The 17,679-nt window shown below is 54.0% G+C and carries 21 protein-coding genes; 15 read left to right on the forward strand and 6 right to left on the reverse strand.

Annotated elements, in window-relative coordinates; all coding sequences use genetic code 11:
• Window positions 1-63: 63 nt before the first annotated feature.
• Both CHB59_RS02235 and CHB59_RS02240 read right to left on the reverse strand, forming a co-directional pair.
• Window positions 64-1,350, reverse strand: coding sequence for a type II toxin-antitoxin system HipA family toxin (locus tag CHB59_RS02235; protein WP_089374625.1), 1,287 nt, complete (start codon window positions 1,348-1,350; stop codon window positions 64-66).
• Window positions 1,350-1,820, reverse strand: a complete 471-nt coding sequence (locus CHB59_RS02240; protein ID WP_245835007.1) for a helix-turn-helix transcriptional regulator — start codon at window positions 1,818-1,820, stop codon at window positions 1,350-1,352. Before CHB59_RS02240 ends, CHB59_RS02235 begins: the two co-directional genes overlap by 1 nt.
• A 330-nt stretch (window positions 1,821-2,150) precedes the next feature.
• Here CHB59_RS02240 and CHB59_RS02245 point away from each other — a divergent pair, with 330 nt between their 5' ends.
• Window positions 2,151-2,918 carry an IclR family transcriptional regulator gene (locus CHB59_RS02245; RefSeq protein ID WP_245835008.1) on the forward strand — a complete coding sequence of 256 codons (768 nt, stop codon included), beginning with the start codon at window positions 2,151-2,153 and terminating at the stop codon, window positions 2,916-2,918.
• A gap of 161 nt (window positions 2,919-3,079) precedes the next feature.
• Here CHB59_RS02245 and CHB59_RS02250 read toward each other — a convergent pair whose 3' ends face one another.
• From CHB59_RS02250 to CHB59_RS02265, 4 genes are all read right to left on the reverse strand, one after another.
• The gene (locus CHB59_RS02250; RefSeq protein WP_089374626.1) at window positions 3,080-3,334 is read right to left on the reverse strand and encodes a putative hemolysin; all 255 of its coding nucleotides are present in this window, start codon (window positions 3,332-3,334) and stop codon (window positions 3,080-3,082) included.
• A gap of 54 nt (window positions 3,335-3,388) precedes the next feature.
• Window positions 3,389-3,691, reverse strand: a complete 303-nt coding sequence (locus CHB59_RS02255; RefSeq protein WP_089374627.1) for a hypothetical protein — start codon at window positions 3,689-3,691, stop codon at window positions 3,389-3,391.
• 95 nt (window positions 3,692-3,786) lie between these two features.
• Window positions 3,787-4,137 carry a DUF6228 family protein gene (locus CHB59_RS02260; protein WP_089374628.1) on the reverse strand — a complete coding sequence of 117 codons (351 nt, stop codon included), beginning with the start codon at window positions 4,135-4,137 and terminating at the stop codon, window positions 3,787-3,789.
• 215 nt (window positions 4,138-4,352) lie between these two features.
• On the reverse strand, window positions 4,353-4,916 hold the full coding sequence (locus tag CHB59_RS02265; protein WP_089374629.1) for a hypothetical protein: 564 nt from the start codon (window positions 4,914-4,916) through the stop codon (window positions 4,353-4,355).
• 485 nt (window positions 4,917-5,401) lie between these two features.
• Here CHB59_RS02265 and CHB59_RS02270 point away from each other — a divergent pair, with 485 nt between their 5' ends.
• The 14 genes from CHB59_RS02270 (at window position 5,402) to CHB59_RS02330 (ending at window position 17,637) form a co-directional block, all read left to right on the forward strand.
• Window positions 5,402-5,935: a M48 metallopeptidase family protein gene (locus tag CHB59_RS02270; RefSeq protein WP_089374630.1), complete on the forward strand. Its 534-nt coding sequence runs from the start codon at window positions 5,402-5,404 to the stop codon at window positions 5,933-5,935.
• Window positions 5,936-6,138: 203 nt separating this feature from the next.
• Window positions 6,139-7,989, forward strand: a complete 1,851-nt coding sequence (locus CHB59_RS02275; RefSeq protein ID WP_245835009.1) for a translocation/assembly module TamB domain-containing protein — start codon at window positions 6,139-6,141, stop codon at window positions 7,987-7,989.
• A gap of 105 nt (window positions 7,990-8,094) precedes the next feature.
• Window positions 8,095-8,271 (forward strand): hypothetical protein, encoded by a 177-nt coding sequence (locus tag CHB59_RS11675; protein WP_179212042.1) that lies wholly within the window; start codon window positions 8,095-8,097, stop codon window positions 8,269-8,271.
• A gap of 1 nt (window position 8,272) precedes the next feature.
• The gene (locus tag CHB59_RS02280; protein WP_089374631.1) at window positions 8,273-8,686 is read left to right on the forward strand and encodes a YdbL family probable chaperone protein; all 414 of its coding nucleotides are present in this window, start codon (window positions 8,273-8,275) and stop codon (window positions 8,684-8,686) included.
• Entirely contained in the window at window positions 8,687-9,463 is a 777-nt protein-coding gene (locus CHB59_RS02285) for a 3'-5' exonuclease (protein WP_089374632.1), read from the forward strand. It abuts the gene before it with no gap.
• Window positions 9,464-9,500: 37 nt separating this feature from the next.
• Complete coding sequence (rlmD, locus tag CHB59_RS02290; RefSeq protein ID WP_089374633.1) at window positions 9,501-10,832, forward strand: 23S rRNA (uracil(1939)-C(5))-methyltransferase RlmD; 1,332 nt, start codon at window positions 9,501-9,503, stop codon at window positions 10,830-10,832.
• 2 nt (window positions 10,833-10,834) lie between these two features.
• Window positions 10,835-12,340 (forward strand): ABC transporter substrate-binding protein, encoded by a 1,506-nt coding sequence (locus CHB59_RS02295; protein WP_245835010.1) that lies wholly within the window; start codon window positions 10,835-10,837, stop codon window positions 12,338-12,340.
• Complete coding sequence (locus tag CHB59_RS02300; RefSeq protein ID WP_089374634.1) at window positions 12,337-12,825, forward strand: L,D-transpeptidase; 489 nt, start codon at window positions 12,337-12,339, stop codon at window positions 12,823-12,825. The genes CHB59_RS02295 and CHB59_RS02300 overlap by 4 nt, the downstream gene beginning before the upstream one ends.
• Window positions 12,818-13,729, forward strand: coding sequence for a nickel ABC transporter permease (nikB, locus tag CHB59_RS02305; RefSeq protein WP_089374635.1), 912 nt, complete (start codon window positions 12,818-12,820; stop codon window positions 13,727-13,729). Before CHB59_RS02300 ends, nikB begins: the two co-directional genes overlap by 8 nt.
• The gene (locus tag CHB59_RS02310) at window positions 13,726-14,520 is read left to right on the forward strand and encodes an ABC transporter permease (protein ID WP_089374636.1); all 795 of its coding nucleotides are present in this window, start codon (window positions 13,726-13,728) and stop codon (window positions 14,518-14,520) included. Before nikB ends, CHB59_RS02310 begins: the two co-directional genes overlap by 4 nt.
• Before the next feature lie 9 nt (window positions 14,521-14,529).
• Window positions 14,530-15,228: a queuosine precursor transporter gene (locus CHB59_RS02315; protein WP_179212043.1), complete on the forward strand. Its 699-nt coding sequence runs from the start codon at window positions 14,530-14,532 to the stop codon at window positions 15,226-15,228.
• A gap of 31 nt (window positions 15,229-15,259) precedes the next feature.
• On the forward strand, window positions 15,260-16,309 hold the full coding sequence (nagZ, locus tag CHB59_RS02320) for a beta-N-acetylhexosaminidase (protein WP_089374638.1): 1,050 nt from the start codon (window positions 15,260-15,262) through the stop codon (window positions 16,307-16,309).
• A gap of 79 nt (window positions 16,310-16,388) precedes the next feature.
• Entirely contained in the window at window positions 16,389-17,051 is a 663-nt protein-coding gene (locus tag CHB59_RS02325; RefSeq protein WP_218816190.1) for a hypothetical protein, read from the forward strand.
• A gap of 103 nt (window positions 17,052-17,154) precedes the next feature.
• Window positions 17,155-17,637 (forward strand): hypothetical protein, encoded by a 483-nt coding sequence (locus tag CHB59_RS02330; protein ID WP_089374640.1) that lies wholly within the window; start codon window positions 17,155-17,157, stop codon window positions 17,635-17,637.
• Window positions 17,638-17,679 lie beyond the last annotated feature (42 nt).

Here is a 17,679-nt window from a genome sequence, read left to right on the forward strand (position 1 = left end):
AGGTCAGGTCAGGTCAGGTCAGGTCAGGTCAGGTCAGGTCAGGTCAGGTCAGGTCAGGTCAGGTCAGGTCAGGAGTAGGGCGGCGATATGCTGATACTGGCTTTCTGATACGCCGGCAATTTCCGCTGCTTCCTGCCATCTTCCCACCGCATTGTGTACTTCCTCGATCACGTTTTTTGCCGTCCCTATACCGTAGCGTTGTGCTTCAGCAAGCATATCTGCCGGTGTGATCTCTTTGAATTTGCCGTTGACAGCCATGAGGTGTTGGTAGGTCCATTCTCCATGAGGGTTATAGGCAAAGCTGATGTCATACGCGGGTGCCAAGCGCCAGGCATGTTGTTGCGGCAGGATGAATGAGATATTTTTTGTATGGTCGTCACAGTTTTTTGCCATGACGTTAAACACCATGCGCCGGAAGGCTTCTTCCAGATCCTTGTATGGCAGGTTCAGTCTCTTGATGCAGGCAAATAGTTGTCCGTAGCTATTTGTTTCACGTACATTGAAATCCAGATGGGCCATGGCACAAAGCGTCTGGATATGGTTACGTGTTTCCGCGTTTCGGTCAAAACGGCGCGTCATGAAATGAGCGCGGCCATTTTCTTCGAGTAACTGGCTTTCCATCATATTGATGCCAGCAGCAATGGCCATCAGGTAATAGGCATATTCAATGCGTCCGTATCCTTGAGACATTTCCAGCTCGTTATCATGGATGCCGTCGAACTTGAGTAACCAATGTTCAAAACCCGCCGGGGTATCCATCTGGCCGGAACGGATTTCTTTCGTGACCGGGTGCATGGCAATGACCGCCTTTGCGCGTGCACCACCTGCAGAGGTGCCTACTTCGATGAGGCGGTGTAATGCCTCACGCGCCTCGTGGTTGTCAGCGAAATTTCCAGTCAGGGCCTCTCTCGCTCCTGACACCAATTGGGCCAGCTCGATTGCAGAGGAGTATTGCGCAAATGGTCTGGCATCGGGTTCGAATGTCAATGCTCCCATGGCGCGTGAACCCTGGTAGGCCAATCGATCCAAAGGGGTAATGGCCTCAGCGGGAACACCATGATCTGCCATGTAGCGATTCACCAGCGCATTGCCAAATCGATCTGGCAGGGCATCCGCCAGGAAGGCTGGTAGCCTGTGATAGGTATGCATGGCTAAGTCCGGGAATACGTATACCTTCCCGAATTCTGCCGGGGCTTGTATTGGAGAAAGCTCAATACCTGTTTCACAGAATTCTCTTGCATACGCAAATGCGTAGTAGCCGGTATTGGGATCCAGGGCCAGTCTGCCAACTTCCTGTCCCCAGATTTTGACGATGATCCGATTGACTGGAGTGTAGCCTGCAAGTGCCATTATTTCTTCTTCCCTGAGGTCGTGGTGGGAGTGGTGGCGTTATACCTGGCTAGTTCTTTTAAACTCATCTCCGCACGCTGTTTGCCAGATAGGGAGGTGATAAGGGTGTTTTTGATGACCGGCGTAGCGTCTATCGCATCAACTTGATGTTGCCGTGGTTTCACGTTCATGGCACCTGGCCTGGATGCGGCACGTTGCCGCGGTTTTGCGTCCAGCGTCATGACCAGGGGGTTGATGGCTGGGATAGGCGCTACTGTTTCAATCCAGCTCTCTCTGCCAAGTGCTTTGAGAATATTCATCAGGGTTTTCAGGGTGCACCCTTTGCCCGACTCCAGGGACTTGAGTGCGCCCAAGCTGACTCCTGCCTGGATGGCCAACTCTTGTTGGGTAATGTTGCGGTGCAGGCGTAGTTTTTTCAACTCGAGACCCAGGAACGCTTCCATTTCTTCGGGAGTGCGGTTGGTGGTCATAATAGTCTTTTTTCTGGACGTAGAAAGCTAATACATTACTCTATAGTTAATTTTATGGCTATTAATTTATTTTCATTAATAGCTTATATTAAAGCTGTTGTGTGAATAAATTCTGGCTAATAGTCGTAAATAAATCTATTAATAGATAGGGGCGTTGTCTGTAGTACGGTGTATTTACAGTGTTTGAACCATTCGGGTTCAGTATCTTTGGCTTACAGGATGTCGATGATTCATTTGAGATGGAATTTGTAATACGATGTATTACTTATCGATACATATCGAACAATAATGTGTCCGGAAATGCTTCGGTGAGAGTCCACTAGGGAATATATGAATAAAGAAGAAGTAATGAAGGCCGGGTCGCATGGTATTCAGGTGATTTCGCGGGCTTCCCTGATCCTAAGGATATTGGCCAAGAACCCGGCGGGGCTGAGTTTAGGGAAAATTGCAGACATTGCATCTCTGCCACGCTCTACGGTGCAACGGATCGTCAAGGCGCTTGAAGACGAAGAGCTGGTCACCATGCTGGATGGTGGCCGAGGCTTCAAGCTGGGTATGGCGCTGGGGCAACTCATGCATGAAACCCAGGTGGATATCATCACGGTCTTACGGCCTCATCTTGAGCTTTTGAGCAGTGATGTGAATGAAACCGTGGTGCTGTCTTCCATCTCGAACCAGCAATCCAATGTGATAGACCGCATTATCGCGGAAAGGGAGTTGCGGGTAGTGGCGGTGCTGGGCGCGGTGCATACACTTTATACGACGGTGGATGGCAAGCTGTTGCTGGCTAACCTTACCGATGAGCAAGTGATTGCACGTATAGGCAGGGATTATCCGAAAATAACGGAGAAAACCAAGCAGATCAACGATTTGCTCAAGGACCTGAATGATATCCGCAGGACGGGGTTTGCGATCGACCGGGATGAGAATGTACTGGGCATCAGTGCGGTGGCTGTTGATCTGGACACGTTCCTGGGCCGTTATGTGGTGGCGATTGTTACGCCAAGTTGCAGGTTTGAGGATTCCCTGTCAGTGTTCAAGACAAAGTTGGATACGCTCAAGCAGCGCATCCTGTTGGAATTGGGCAGGGTGGCCTGACAAATTATTGAATATATTTTTATCAGCAGGATGCGCTTGAAAACGTGTATGCCAACATAGGCTGAGCTGACAATCGGTGCAGGGTAACAATGAACGGTGTTCTCAGAGTGGGGAGTGTTTATGCATCTATAGTCATGCGTGAATGATGGAGTTGTTGTCTGCTATTGTGCGGAATGTTCATGGCGGAAAAATTTCCATTCATCTACCACAGAGCCATCTGGCAGATGGCACATGCCTTTTTCACCGGCTTCCTCTTTAACAATCTCAAGCTTGCCACCCTTGCGTATACAGTATTCGGAGGCGGGATTCACCAATCCCGTAGATAAATCCGGCTCCTGATCGGAATTGCAAGCGCTGAGCAGTAATAGTGCACACATATTGGAAAGTAGGATCGCATTACTTGCAGAAATCTTCATGGTTCCCTCCTGAAATAAATGATGGCATACCGTCAGTGGATGCTGTGATATGCGTTAACAGCCACCACCGCCATCCCCGCAACCTGAGCCGCCGCCATCGAAGCTTCCGCTATCATGGCTGCCAGAATAGCCCCCATCATGTGACTGGAAAATGGATGAAGTGCTGGAAAGGTTTTGCGTGTTGTACGCTGCAAGTACCAGGCAGGCAGCGGCCCCGAAGCCAGGAACCAGCCAGATCAATGCACATTGGAGCGCCCGTTTTGATGTAGAAGTGCCAGGAACACGAAGTACTGCAATCATCGCAATAATGTTCAAGAGCGCAAATATTGTAATAGGCACCAGAAGTATCAAGTTCATCTTGCTGGGGTCTCCTGTGTTTGGTTGATGAAGGTAGGCTGACGGGTAGTTTTCCGGCTTGTGTCCGGGAAGAGCGGGTCATCCAACCTGATGTTTCAAGTATCCCCGAAAAACTGACTAGCACCTGCTGCGATAAGGGATAGCTGGCCGAGTTCAGTAGTTAGCGCTGCAGATACCTGCCATTCCTCTGGTGATCCCTGCAGGCCGTGCATGCGCACCGAGAAGCTGACCTCACCAAGCGGAGAACAGCTGGCAGACAGTGTAAACTCACCCTCAATCGATTCCCAGCATTCATTGCCATCCCACGGATGCTCATATGAAGCCAGCCGTACAAACAGATTGGCAAGGGCTGGTGTATCCGAGTATGCCCAAACTGTCTGCGTTGCCTGGACGGAAAAACCCCTGAGTTCAACAGTGAAAGATTCACCGTGTCGTGAAAGAAACACCAGCTCCCGGTCTGATGAACTTGATTTTATCGAAAACAGAATATGCTCCTTGGAATTGGGGATTGGCAGCAGGCCCGCACTAGCGCGCCTGGCAGGACTGCCGATGTTAAGGTATCAAGCGTATATCGTCGGCAGGAAATGGTGGGAAAGGTAGATGAGTCGATGCTATCCATTTTTCGATTCACTACTTTGATTTGTTCAGTCATTATTCAATATCATCGCATCTGGTTGATCAGTACTTTCCAGTTTTCAGCATTTTTATCATCTTGACCAAAAGGCAGTGAAATCCAAAAGGGTTGTTGGCCTTTTGCAAGTTGCACCTGCACTTCAAGCGTGTAGGTGTGTGTGATGGTGGTGTGGGTTGTGGTTTGTGTAGTGGATTTTCCTTTTCCGACCATGCCAATATTTTTGCTTGCCATCAAGACGGTTCGTCGATCATGGACTGTGCTACTGGTGGTGTTATGGCTGACATGTTGCTCGGCGGTCACTCTTGTTTCCAACACGGTACGGCTTGGATCAAGCACTACATGCTGATCCTTGCTCAATGAACCAAAGTAATAGAGTAAGGCTGCATCGGGCAGGATAGCGAGATACTCCCCATTGCGTTGAATCCATTGATACCGGCCTTTGCCCATACTCGCAAGATACTCTTCAACTTCATCCTTTCGTGTATTTGCAAGCGCTGTACTGGCTTCTGTCTGCTGTTTTTTTTCATTATGGGTAAACAGGCCGACAAGGAGATGAAGTACAGATAGCGGAATCAGCATCAGGATTGCCATGAAAGCTGAACCAAGCAGGGAATGAGACCATATCCATTTGAAGAACAGTGCTCCTGCGATGATGCATTGTGCGATAAAGATGCGTTTATGCCATAGAGCTACGGCCTGACTATGTGCCTGAGAAGCCTCTTTATGCCTGTTCCGCACTTGTGACAAAGTAGGGGATGGGCTAACAATGACATGTGTTGCATTATCAGGCAGGAGAGTAGTGTCCATAAATATTAACTGTTTGTAAAATAAAGATGTTTTTATATTTTCATCGTATTCGATGCTGGCGCCTCAAGTCAATAAATCTCCCGAGTGGTGCCGGTATTTTCCAATTTACTGCATTCAGGTCATCTTAGAAACCAGGTTGTTTGCTGTCCTGAAAAATGCAGACGCGCCGACAGGGTTTGAGTGTTTCGCCTCATGCATCATTGGCAGGTGATGGCGGGCAATCGGCATATCCTTTTGATTCACGTTGCGGGCTGACCTAAAATGGCGGCATGTCATTGCCACTCATCCAACAATATCTGCCCGGTTATCCGGCCCATGTGCAGGCGCAGGTGGCGCAATTGCATGCCCGAGGGAAGTTGGGGCATTATTTTAAGCAGCGTTATCCGCAGGGGCATGCCATTCAAAGCGATAAAGCCTTGTATGAATTCTGTAATGGCCTGAAGCAGCGTTACTTGAAGAATGCGCCGCTGCTGGACAAGGTATATTTTGATAACCAGTTGACGATAGAACGTCAAACCCTGGGTTTGAATACGGCCATTTCGCGTGTGCAGGGCGGCAAGTTGAAGGCGAAAAAGGAAATCCGCATTTCTTCCTTTTTCAAAACCACTTCGCTCGAATTCCTGACTATGATTGTGGTGCATGAGCTGGCGCACCTCAAGGAGCGCAATCACGACAAAGCGTTTTATCAGTTGTGTCTGCATATGGAGCCTGACTATATGCAGTATGAATTTGATTGCCGCTTATATTTGTTATCACTGGTCGTGGACAAGCATCCTGCCAGTCCGGCTGCGCAGCTCGGCTAGGCTGGGGTCTTCGGCGCGAGCTGTCAGGCACATCCAGTAATCTCTCAATCTCCTTCTTGCTGCCTGATGTAGCTTGCCTGGAACATGGCATGGTTTCCCAACCGTTTCATGAGAATATCTACGCTGTATGATTACTTGATAGAGTGTGCCTGGTGATGCGGTCATGGCTGGGAGATATGGAATAGGTGGATGGGGATGCAGTAATGCAGATAGCGATTGAGACACATGAGATGGAACAGGGGAGGCAGGGTGTGCGGCACGCACGCTTTGCTTTTGCAGCTGTCCTGTTGAGTGTCGTTGCCTGCCTGCTGGCATGGGGCGTGCCCGCTTATGCCATTACCAGTATCAGCATCGAGGCGGATTCAGTCGAGGCGGATACTGCCAAGCTGCGCAAGGTGCGGGCGGAGTGGAAGTTGGATGGAGTGGTGCAGGTACAGGCTGATATTCGCCCTGCGGAGAGTGCTGATTGGCAGGCTGTCAGCCTGGCATGTATGCAGCCTGCGCGACCGTTGCCTGATGCCTGGCAGTGTGCCGAGGGCAAGCTGACGATGCCGGGAGTCAACATGCCATTCTCTGCGCAGGTGGTGCAGGCGTCCGGGAAGCCGCAATATCAGGTGAATGTGCGGCTGCAGCAGGCCTCATTCAGCAGCCCGGCAGGCACGCAGGCGGCAGAGAAGCTGGATGCCAGGTTGAGTCTTGATTTGCAGAGGCAGGCTGCTGGCTGGCAATGGCAGGCCATGCTGGACTGGACGGGAGGCGAGCTTTATTGGCAGCCCTGGTATTTCGCCAAGGGCGGACATCAGGTATCGGCACGTGGTTATTACGCCGGGGATGTGTTGCGGGTGGAGAATGCAGAGCTAAAGCTGGCCGGAGTGGGGAATGCCAGGCTGCAAGGCAGTTGGCAGGCAGGCAAATTGCAGGACCTGGATGTGGATGCGCAGGAGCTGGAGCTGGCACCGCTTTATGCCTTGTTGCTGCAACCCATGCTGACGGATGGGGCGCTGGGCAAGCTGGAACTGGGCGGCAAAGTTGGGGTGAAACTGGTGTTGCAGCATGGTGAGCCGGTTTCTGCCACATTGATGCTCAAGGATGTTGATCTGGAGGATAAGAACGGGCGGTTTGCGCTCTATAAGCTCAATAGCCGGATTCCCTGGTCGTACAATGAAGCGCAGGTGGTCCAGCTTGCCTATGCAGGCGGGCATGTGCTGAAAATTCCACTGGGTGAAGCCAGCATACTGGCTGACCTCAATCGCTATTCGCTGACTGCCTCACAGCTTTACCTGCCTGTGCTGGATGGCGCGCTCAGCCTGACGGATATCTCGGCCACCCGCGCTGGTGGTGATTGGCACTGGCATTTGCGCGCCAACCTGATCCCGATTTCAATGCCGGCATTGAGCCATGCGCTGGGATGGCCGCGCATGGAAGGAAAAGTGGCGGCAGCAGTGCCCATGATGACGTATAGCGGCGGTCAGCTGACGGTGGATGGCGATTTGTTGTTCCAGATGTTCAATGGCAGTGTGGCGGTGAGTAACCTCAGCATGCAGACTCCGCTAGGAGCAACTTCCAGTTTGCGTGCCGACCTTGAGGTGCAGCGCCTGGATCTGGGCGACCTGACGCGGACGTTCTCGTTTGGCGCGATTGAAGGCAAGCTGGATGGCAGTGTGAAAAACCTGCTGCTTTCCAATTGGCAGCCTGTCAGTTTTGATGCGGATTTCCATAATAGCCCCGGGCGTTATCGCAAAAAAATCTCCCAGCGTGCGGTGGAGAATATCAGTGCGCTGGGAGGGGCTGGCGCGGCCGCTGCCATACAGCGCAGTGTGTTGCGGTTTTTCAATGAATTCAATTATTCGAAGATCGGCTGGCGCTGCCAGTTGAGCAATGATGTTTGCAAGATGAGCGGGGTGGAATATACCTCGCAGGGTTATGTGATCGTGAAGGGCAGCGGCATTCCTGCGATCACGGTGATGGGCTATAACCACAATGTAGGCTGGAGCGATTTCCTGTCGCGCCTCAAGCGGGTGACGGAGGGGAACGCCAGCCCGGTAATTGAATAGCTTTCTGTGTTGGCACCAAGCGTTGAACACCACAACTAGGGTACAATTCTGCGTGAATAACTGTGGTATGAATGCACGCTTGTACGGGAGAAAAACGGAATGCAAATGAACTGGAAATGGATGGCACCTGCATTGCTGCTTGTGGCATTGCCTGCCTGTGTCACCATCAATATCTATTTCCCGGCGGCAGCGGCAGAAAAAGCTGCGGACCGCATTATTGACGATGTCTGGCAATTGAAGGACAAGGCATCTGCGCCTGAACAGACAGAAGAGGCCAAATAACATGAAACGTTTGATGAATATACTGGTGTTGCTGGCAGGTTTGATGACTGCCATGCTGGTGCAGGCGGCTGATATGGAAGTCAATACGCCTGCGATTACCGGACTCAAGGGCAGTATGAAGGCACGGCACGGGCAACTGGCTGGTTTCTATGCCAGTGGTGCTGTGGGTTTCACGCGGGATGGCCTGATCACGGTACGTGATGCCAACACTGTTCCCCTGGCGCAGCGCCAGTCAGTCAATACTTTGGTTGCTGCTGAAAACAATGACCGTAATGCCTTGTACAAGGAAATCGCCAATGCCAACGGCCATCCTGAATGGGAGGCTGAGGTGCGCAGCACGTTTGCCCAGCGCTGGATACAGAAAGCACCTGCAGGTTGGTATTACCAGGATGCCAGTGGCTGGGTGAAGAAGTAGATGACGCCTACCCTGGTCTTTGATATTGAAACGGTTCCCGATACGGCTGGCCTGCGCAAGCTGCTGGACCTGCCTGCGGAAACGTCCGATGAAGATGTGGCGCGTGTCGCGTTTCACCAGCGTCGCCAGCACAATGGCAGCGAGTTCCTGCCGTTGCACCAGCATCGTGTGGTGGCAATTTCATGCGCGCTGCGTGAGGGTGACAGCTTTCGGGTCTGGACGCTGGGTAGCCCGGATGCACCGGAACAGGAAATCATCCAGCGTTTTTATGACGGCATAGAAAAATATACGCCCAACCTGGTGTCGTGGAACGGTGGTGGGTTTGACCTGCCTGTGCTGCATTACCGTGCGCTGGTGCATGGCATCAGTGCGCCGCGTTACTGGGATATGGGCGACGATGATCGCGACTTCAAGTGGAATAATTACATCAGCCGTTACCATACGCGCCATCTTGACCTGATGGACTTGCTGGCTATGTTCAATGGCCGCGCCAATGCGCCGCTGGATGAAATTGCGCAGTTGTGCGGTTTTCCCGGCAAGCTGGGCATGGATGGCAGCAAGGTCTGGGATGCCTATGCCCATGGCGAGATTGACGCCATCCGCGATTACTGCGAAACCGATGTCGCCAATACCCACCTGGTGTTCCTGCGTTTCCAGCTGATGCGTGGCATGTTGGACCAAGGCGCTTATGAACGCGAAGTGGCATTGGTGCGCGATACTCTGGCAGCATATCCAGGGCAGCACTGGCAGGAATTTTTACATCATTGGCAGCCATAGCCCCTGTCGGCTGCCTGGTTTTACACTCGATTAATTCATGAATACATCTATTGCACTGATTGAATCCCTGGACCAGGAAGGTCGCGGGGTTGCCCATGTGGATGGCAAGACCATTTTCATTGATGGCGCTTTGCCTGGTGAACAGGTCACTTACAAGACGCGTCGCCGCAAGGAAAGGTTTGAAGTGGCGGATGTGGTGGATGTGCTGCAGGCTTCTCATCTGCGTACCCAGCCGGCATGTAAACACTTTGGCGTATGCGGTGGTTGTGCCATCCAGCACCTGGAGTTTTCCGGGCAGGTGGCTGCCAAGCAGCGCATGCTGGAGGGTAATCTCTGGCATATCGGCAAGACCCGCTCCGAGCGCATGTTGTCGCCTATCTATGGCCCGGCCTGGGGTTATCGCCACAAGGCGAGGCTGCGTGTGCGCTATGTCGAGAAAAAAGGCGGCGTGCTGGTTGGTTTTAATGAAAAATCCAGCAGCTTTGTTGCCGATATGGATAGTTGCAAGGTGTTGTCGCCCCATGTTTCCAACCTGATCGAGCCGCTGAAAGTGCTGGTGGGGAAACTCAGTATCCGTGACCGTTTGCCGCAGATCGAAGTGGCTGTGGGTGAGTTGTCCACGGTATTGGTGTTGCGCATCCTTGAACCGTTGCAGCCGCAGGATACTGCACCGATCAAGGCGTTTGCCGACCAGTATGGCGTGGAAATCTGGACCCAGAGCAAGGGGCCGGATACCGTCAGGCCGTTTTATCCTGAACAGGGGCCGGGCCTCAGTTACTCCTTGCCTGAGTTCAACCTGACTTATCCGTTCAAGCCGACTGAATTCACCCAGGTCAATCCGCATATCAACCGTGTGATGTTGCGCCGCGCCATGCAATTGTTACAGCCTCAGGCAGGTGAGCGCATTGCTGACTTTTTCTGCGGACTGGGCAACTTTACCCTGCCCATTGCGCGCAGTGGTGCGTCGGTGTTCGGCATGGAGGGATCTGCTGCGCTGGTGGCGCGCGCCAACGAAAGTGCTGACCTGAACGGGTTGGCAGGGCAGGTGGAGTTTCAGGAAGCTGACTTGTTCCAGATGACACCGGCATTACTGCAATCCCTGGGGCATTTCGATAAATGGCTGATTGATCCGCCGCGCGATGGCGCGGTTGAGCTGGTCAGGTCGCTACCGGATGTGGGGGATACGGAGGCTGAAACCGCCCATGTGCCACAGCGTATTGTCTATGTTTCATGCAATCCGGCCACGCTCGCGCGTGATACCGGTATTCTGGTGCATGAAAAGGGTTATCGCTTGCTGGCAAGCGGGGTCATCAATATGTTTCCGCATACTTCCCATGTGGAATCCATTGCCTTGTTCGAGAAGACCTGATCATGAAGCCGGGCCAGGTGTGCAAGTACATTGGTCTTGTCATCATCATGATGACTACGGTGTTCTTGCTCAATGCCTGCAACCGGCATAGCGGACAGGATGAAATCCGCAGTGCGGTCAGTCAGTTGCCCCAGACGCTGGATCCGCGCTATGCGATGGATGCAGCCTCAGCACGTGTCAATCGCCTGATTTATCGCTCACTGGTGGATTTCGACGAACACTCCCAACCGATACCTGCGCTGGCGAGCTGGCGTGTCCTGTCGCCACGCCTGTTTCGTTTTACACTGGGGCCGGAAGGCCGCACCTTCCATGATGGCCGCTACCTGACAGCAGAGGATGTGGCGGCGACTTACCAGTCCGTGCTGGATCTGCCGGATTCCCCGCTTGCCGCTGAATTTGGCAATATCAGTAAAATTGAAGTACACGATGAGAACACGCTGGATTTCTTCTTGCGTGATGCAGACAGTAATTTCCCCATGCGCTTGATACTGGGTATCCTGCCGCTGGAGTTGATTGCTACCAACCATGATTTTTCTGCAGAACCGGTCGGCAGCGGTCCGTTCAAGTATGTCTCATGGCGGCAGGCATTGCACCTGGAGCGAGTAAAGGACAAGCAGCGCTTCAGGCTGGAGGAAGTCAAGGATCCGACCGTGCGTGTGCTTAAGCTGGTGCGGGGAGAAACGGATATCCTCCAGGGTGACCTGCCGCCGGAGCTGGTACGTTACCTGCAGAAACAGCACTCACTGGAGGTGCAGGAGTCGCAAGGGACGAATTTCGCTTATATCGGCCTGAACATGCGAGACCCTGTGTTGAGCAACCCCTTGGTGCGGCAGGCCCTGGCTCATGCAATTGATCGTGAGGCCATTATCCAGCACGCGCTGGTGAGCGGCAGCCGCCTGGCGGAAACGATATTGCCGCCGGAACATTGGGCCGGCAATGCAGATTTGCAGGCAAATGCCTATGATCCCGGGCTGGCGCGGGAGTTGTTGCAGCGTGCCGGTGTCCGGCTGCCGCTGAAGCTGGTCTACAAAACTTCCACCGATGCGCAGCGTGTACGCCTGGCTACCATGATGCAGGCGCAGATGCATGAAGCGGGTATTGCGCTTGAGATCCGCAGCCTGGACTGGGGAACGTTTTTTGAAGATATCAAGCGTGGTAATTTCCAGCTTTATAGCCTGATGTGGGTGGGCATCAAAACGCCGGAAATTTATCATCTGGCTTTTCATTCCTCTGCGATTCCACCAACAGGCGCAAATCGCGGGTATTTCATGGATAAAAAAGTAGATACGTTGATTGCTGTCAGTGACTGGACTAATGCAGCAGCTCGTATTCACGAACAACTGCCTTATATCCCGCTCTGGTATGAAGGACAGTTTGCCGCCACGCAGAAGTACATCACGGGCTATACCTTGCAACCCGATGGCAATTGGGATGGCCTGGTCGATGTCCGGCGCAGCAAATTGCGTTCCGTATTCCCGGGCAAGAATACGCTGGAGGGATTCAAGTGAGAATCGAGATATCCATTCCCGCACAAACCCTGCGCCTGTATGACGCGCAGGATGTATTGCTGCGGGAATATCCAGTTTCCACAGCGCTGAATGGCGTGGGTGAGGAAAAAAACAGTTTCCGTACACCGCGCGGGCCGCATATTATCCGCGCCAAGATAGGTGCCGGGCAGGCATGTGGCACCGTGTTCCGCGCACGTCGCACAACGGGAGAAATCTGGACGCCGGAATTGCACGCGCAGCATCCCGGACGCGACTGGATATTGAGCCGTATCCTGTGGCTGTCTGGTTGCGTACCGGGCTTCAACCGCCTTGGCAATGTGGACAGCATGCAGCGCTATATTTATATCCATGGCGCGCCGGATAATGCACAGGAACCATTTGGCGCTCCTCATTCGCATGGCTGCGTACGTATGCACAACCGCGATGTGATCGAGCTGTTTGATCTGGTGCCCCTGTATACCCCGGTGATTATCCAGCATGATTAAGCGTTTGCTTGGTGTGGTGCCTGTGGTGTTTGGCGTCCTGCTACTGACTTTCCTGCTTGTGCATCTGGTTCCCGGCGACCCGATTGAGGTGATGCTGGGAGAATCCGCGCCGATGGCCGACCGCGCCAAATTGCGGGCAGAGCTGGGGCTGGATCAATCCTTGCCCGTACAGTTTCTCCATTACCTGCAGGCACTTGCCCACGGGGATTTTGGCTATTCTATTCATACGCGCAAACCCATTGCCGATATGCTGCTGATCCGTATTCCCGCAACTGCCGCCCTTGCATTGTGCGCGCTGGCCATTGCCATTGGCCTGGGCCTGCCGCTGGGCATTATCGCCGCACTCAGGCAGGGGAAGTGGCAGGATGGCCTGGCGACATTGTCCAGCCTGACCTTATCCGCCATGCCACATTTCTGGCTTGGCCCTTTGCTGATGCTGCTGTTTGCCTTGTGGCTGGGCTGGCTGCCTGTCAGCGGCATGAGCGAGCCGGGTTCCATCGTGCTGCCTGCATTGACCCTGGGGTTCGGCCTGGCGGCGATCCTGACGCGCATGACGCGCGCCAGCATGCTGGAAGTCATGAACGAGGATTTTGTCCGTACCGCCCGTGCCAAGGGTATTAATGAGCACAAGGTGATTCTGCGACATGCCCTGCGAGCCGCCCTGCTGCCGATAGTGACTGTGGTCGGTCTGCAATTGGGCAGCCTGCTGGCGGGAACTGTCATTACCGAAACCGTGTTCGGCTGGGAAGGCATCGGGCGCCTGTTGGTGGAATCCATAGAAAAACGGGATTACCCGGTGACCCAGGCTTGTGTGGTGGTGATTGCACTGACTTATGTCGTGATCAATCTGCTGACCGACCTGCTGTATACCAGGATTGACCCCCGCGTGAGGTTTGCGTCGTGAAGCGCTGGCCTTGCTGGGTACTGGCATTCTGGTCGCTGGTGATATTGGGAGCCGCGTTGTTTGACTTGCATCCCGACGTGATTCACCTGGAACAAGTGCTGGCGCTCCCCAGCCAGGATGCCGTGCTGGGTATGGACGATCTTGGACGTAGCATTGCAGCACGAGTAGCGGTCGGTGCCGGAGTATCCCTGCTGGTGGCTTCTCTGGTGACAGTGGTGACGCTCACCGTGGGCACCATGATAGGCTTGCTTGCGGGTTATTGTGGCGGCTGGGTGGACAGGGTGCTGATGCAGGTAACCGACATATTCCTGGCTTTCCCCGGCATCCTGCTGGCGATCGCTTTTGCGGCCGTGCTTGGCCCCGGTCTGGGTAACCTGTTGCTAGCCTTGTGCATGACCTCATGGGTGGGCTATGCGCGCCTGACCCGTGCGCAGACCTTGAGCCTGCGCCAACGTCAGCATGTATTGGCGGCCCAGTCGCTGGGCGCGCCCGCACATCGCATTATGTTCAGGCATATGCTGCCATTGCTGGCTGCGCCGCTGGTGGTAGAAGCCACTTATAGCATCGCCGGGTTGGTGATTGCCGAGGCCAGCCTGTCATTCCTCGGCCTGGGCATACAGGCACCGCACGCTTCATGGGGTGCCATGCTCAGGGATGGCGTGCGTTACCTGCTGGTTGCGCCACATTACGTCCTCGTTGTCGGCATCAGCCTGATGTCCGTAGTCCTTGCCATCAATGTATTGGGCGATCAGCTGCGTGATGCCTGGGATGTCAGGCGGGCTGCGGATTAGAGGCTGGTGATGCAACAGCGTACATACCGCTATTACGACTTGGTCATGGTGGCCTTTGTCGTGGTGCTGGTTTGTTCCAACCTGATCGGGCCGGCCAAGGTGGCGCAACTGGACCTGCCTCTGATTGGTACGCTGACATTCGGTGCTGGCGTGCTGTTTTTCCCGATTTCCTATGTTTTTGGCGATGTACTGACCGAGGTATACGGCTACGCGCGCTCGCGCCGCGTCATCTGGACCGGGTTTGCCGCCCTGGCATTTGCCTCGGCCATGGCCTGGGTCATCGTAGCCTTGCCACCGGCCCCGTTCTGGGAAAACCAGAAAGCCTACGAAATCGCATTTGGCTCAGCCTGGCGCATCTCGCTGGCCGGGTTGATTGCCTTTGCCTGTGGCGAGTTGGTCAATTCCATTGTGCTGGCCAAGATGAAGGTCTGGACAGAAGGGCGCTGGCTATGGATGCGCACCATAGGCTCGACCATTGTGGGAGAGGGCGTGGATTCCATGTTGTTCTATCCTCTGGCATTCTATGGCAGTGGCATCATCCCTGACGACAAGCTACCTTTGGTTATGCTGGCACAATTTCTTGCCAAGACGGGAGTCGAGGTAGTATTGACGCCAATGACGTACCGGGTCGTGGCTTTCCTCAAGCGTGCTGAAAATGAGGATTACTATGACAGATATACTGATTTCAACCCATTCCGCCTGAGGTAACAGGCATCAACCCAATTGACGTGATTACAATATGACCCTAGGCCCCATCATGCTTGACGTCGTCGGCACCGAGCTCAGCCCTGACGATATCCGCCGCATTCGCCATCCCTTGGTTGGCGGCATCATCCTGTTTGCCCGCAATTTCGAATCACCTGCCCAGCTTAAGGCACTGACCGCAAGCATTCACGCAGTCAGGCAGCCCCCTTTATTGATTGCCGTCGATCATGAAGGCGGGCGGGTGCAGCGTTTCCGGGAAGGTTTTACCTCCATTCCTCCCATGCGCGAATTTGGCAAGATCTGGGATGAGCATCCCCGTAAGGCCCGACAACTCGCGGAACAGGCGGGCTGGATCATTGCTGCAGAACTGCGTGCGCACGGTGTGGATTTCAGCTTCACGCCGGTGCTGGACATGGACTACGGCGAAAGCCAGGTCATTGGCAACCGTGCGTTTCATGGCAATGTGCAAGCCATCAATGAACTGGCGTTTTCATTGCTGCAAGGCCTGCGCCGCGGTGGCATGGCGGCGGTTGGCAAGCATTTTCCCGGACACGGCTACGTCATTGCGGATTCGCACGTGGCCATTCCCGTGGACGAGCGCGAATTTGACCAGATTGCCTCAACAGACATGCAGACCTTCCGCCAGCTGATAGATGACGGTATCCAGGCCATCATGCCTGCTCATGTCATCTACCCCAAGGTAGATGAAAAACCTGCAGGCTTCTCGGAACGTTGGTTGCAGAAAGTCCTGCGTCAGCGCCTGGGATTCAATGGCGTGATTTTCAGCGATGACCTGTCAATGGAGGGCGCCGGTGTGGCAGGAGACGTCACCCAGCGAGCGCTTGCCGCGTTGCACGCTGGTTGCGACATGGTGCTGCTATGCAACCAGCCCGAAAAGGCAGATGAACTACTGGATAACCTGAAATGGGATATCCAGGCACAAAGCCTGGCACGACTTGCCCGCATGCATGGCGGCCGCCATCCAAGCGAGATGGTAGCGCTGCATGAAGACCCTGACTTCATGAAAGCCGTGCACCAGGTGGGCATGGTAGGCAAGGCAGATGGAGACTTGCCGTTGGCGTGATGGCAAAGAGAGAGTGAGAAAGACGGTATTTATCTGCAAAATTTTATGCGAGAGGTGATGCATGCGAGGTTTGCTTGATATGAGTTCTGGCTCGGCAATTCTGACGACATTGCTGGTTCTGGCGTTGATGTCTGTGATGGCGGTTGGTATCCGACTGGTTTTTATGCAGACTTTCCAGCGCTGGCGTGAGCGTGAGAACCGTCAGATCAACGAACGATTGAAGGTGTTGATTGCCGCTTACAAGGTGTTGGGAGGTTCCTTCACGGGGGAGTTGGCGGTGAATCCTGCTCATTTGCGTGAGTTACGGGAGTCTGCTGGTGCGGAGGATGATTTAAGTGCTATTGTCAGTGCTTCTGAACGCCGTCGGCGTATCCGCGATGCGGTAGAAACGGCGCTGTCGGATATTATTCTGCTGGGTACAGAGGAACAGGTCAGGTTGGCGGCGCAGGCGGCGAACGATATGGTGGCGGGCAAGACGATCGAAACCGCCGCACTAGTGGTTTCACTGCGTAATTTTATCCGCCACTCCCTGGATTTAACACCCATTCCGGCTGGTATCACTGTACCTGACCAAGGGCCAGTACGCATTGTGACAGGCAGCAGCGCGGGTAAGCGTGGCGGTGCTGGTGGAGGTGATGCGCGTACTGGTGGTAAGGGTGGTGGAGGAAATGACGGCGGAGGTGGCGGTGGCTCTGGCGGTATTGCGCTGACGGGTAGCGGACTGACCAGTGAAACACCTTGATAACAATGTTGTCGACGCTGGCGCAGAAGGTCAGGTGAAATTGATCTTCTTCTGCGCTGATCGTGTTTCATAGCACGGTTGAATGCAGACGTGAGATGTGTATATGTCCCAAGAGATATTTGATCCAGTTCTTGAACGTTTCCTTTTACCGGCGCAGCGGGCTGAGGCCACTGCGGAGCTGGCGGCGCGTGGTGCAGCAGCGCTGCCGGTTCTGACGGCGTTGTTCGATGGTTCTGCCAGGAACAGCTACGGTATGCCGTATCGTGATCTTGGCATGCCGTTGTTGTGTGGCCTTGTTGCTGCCCGACGTCTCGGAACCATCGCACAACCGTTGGAGCCTTTTATCTGTGCAGCACTCAGGGCAAGGCACCATTATGCGGCAGAGGCTCTGGGGGCTTTAGGCAGCTTGTCCGAGGACTCCATCATTGCGCTTGCTAATGCCTTGCAGGATAACGCCCTGCTGGCGTACGAATCCGCACTGGCTCTTTCTCTGTGTGGTGCCACCGGACATCCTGCTGTCATGGAGGCTGGGGCGGTTTCTTCCATTGCTGCCAAGGCACTAGCGAGTATATCGTCAAGTGTCTAGACAGCGCAGCTCGCCCAAGTCAGAACCGGGCACGTGTGCTTG

The sequence above is a fragment of the Methylobacillus rhizosphaerae genome, from assembly GCF_900187985.1.
Taxonomy (GTDB): domain Bacteria; phylum Pseudomonadota; class Gammaproteobacteria; order Burkholderiales; family Methylophilaceae; genus Methylobacillus; species Methylobacillus rhizosphaerae.

Bases quoted from the DNA above. Each gene is read 5' to 3' on its own strand.
- CHB59_RS02235 (WP_089374625.1), bottom strand. From the start codon at position 1,350: ATGGCACTTGCAGGCTACACTCCAGTCAATCGGATCATCGTCAAAATC.
- CHB59_RS02240 (WP_245835007.1), bottom strand. From the start codon at position 1,820: ATGACCACCAACCGCACTCCCGAAGAAATGGAAGCGTTCCTGGGTCTC.
- CHB59_RS02245 (WP_245835008.1), top strand. From the start codon at position 2,151: ATGAATAAAGAAGAAGTAATGAAGGCCGGGTCGCATGGTATTCAGGTG.
- CHB59_RS02250 (WP_089374626.1), bottom strand. From the start codon at position 3,334: ATGAAGATTTCTGCAAGTAATGCGATCCTACTTTCCAATATGTGTGCA.
- CHB59_RS02255 (WP_089374627.1), bottom strand. From the start codon at position 3,691: ATGAACTTGATACTTCTGGTGCCTATTACAATATTTGCGCTCTTGAAC.
- CHB59_RS02265 (WP_089374629.1), bottom strand. From the start codon at position 4,916: ATGGCAATCCTGATGCTGATTCCGCTATCTGTACTTCATCTCCTTGTC.
- CHB59_RS02270 (WP_089374630.1), top strand. From the start codon at position 5,402: ATGTCATTGCCACTCATCCAACAATATCTGCCCGGTTATCCGGCCCAT.
- CHB59_RS02275 (WP_245835009.1), top strand. From the start codon at position 6,139: ATGCAGATAGCGATTGAGACACATGAGATGGAACAGGGGAGGCAGGGT.
- CHB59_RS11675 (WP_179212042.1), top strand. From the start codon at position 8,095: ATGAACTGGAAATGGATGGCACCTGCATTGCTGCTTGTGGCATTGCCT.
- CHB59_RS02280 (WP_089374631.1), top strand. From the start codon at position 8,273: ATGAAACGTTTGATGAATATACTGGTGTTGCTGGCAGGTTTGATGACT.
- CHB59_RS02285 (WP_089374632.1), top strand. From the start codon at position 8,687: ATGACGCCTACCCTGGTCTTTGATATTGAAACGGTTCCCGATACGGCT.
- rlmD (WP_089374633.1), top strand. From the start codon at position 9,501: ATGAATACATCTATTGCACTGATTGAATCCCTGGACCAGGAAGGTCGC.
- CHB59_RS02295 (WP_245835010.1), top strand. From the start codon at position 10,835: ATGAAGCCGGGCCAGGTGTGCAAGTACATTGGTCTTGTCATCATCATG.
- nikB (WP_089374635.1), top strand. From the start codon at position 12,818: ATGATTAAGCGTTTGCTTGGTGTGGTGCCTGTGGTGTTTGGCGTCCTG.
- CHB59_RS02315 (WP_179212043.1), top strand. From the start codon at position 14,530: ATGCAACAGCGTACATACCGCTATTACGACTTGGTCATGGTGGCCTTT.
- nagZ (WP_089374638.1), top strand. From the start codon at position 15,260: ATGACCCTAGGCCCCATCATGCTTGACGTCGTCGGCACCGAGCTCAGC.
- CHB59_RS02325 (WP_218816190.1), top strand. From the start codon at position 16,389: ATGAGTTCTGGCTCGGCAATTCTGACGACATTGCTGGTTCTGGCGTTG.
- CHB59_RS02330 (WP_089374640.1), top strand. From the start codon at position 17,155: ATGTCCCAAGAGATATTTGATCCAGTTCTTGAACGTTTCCTTTTACCG.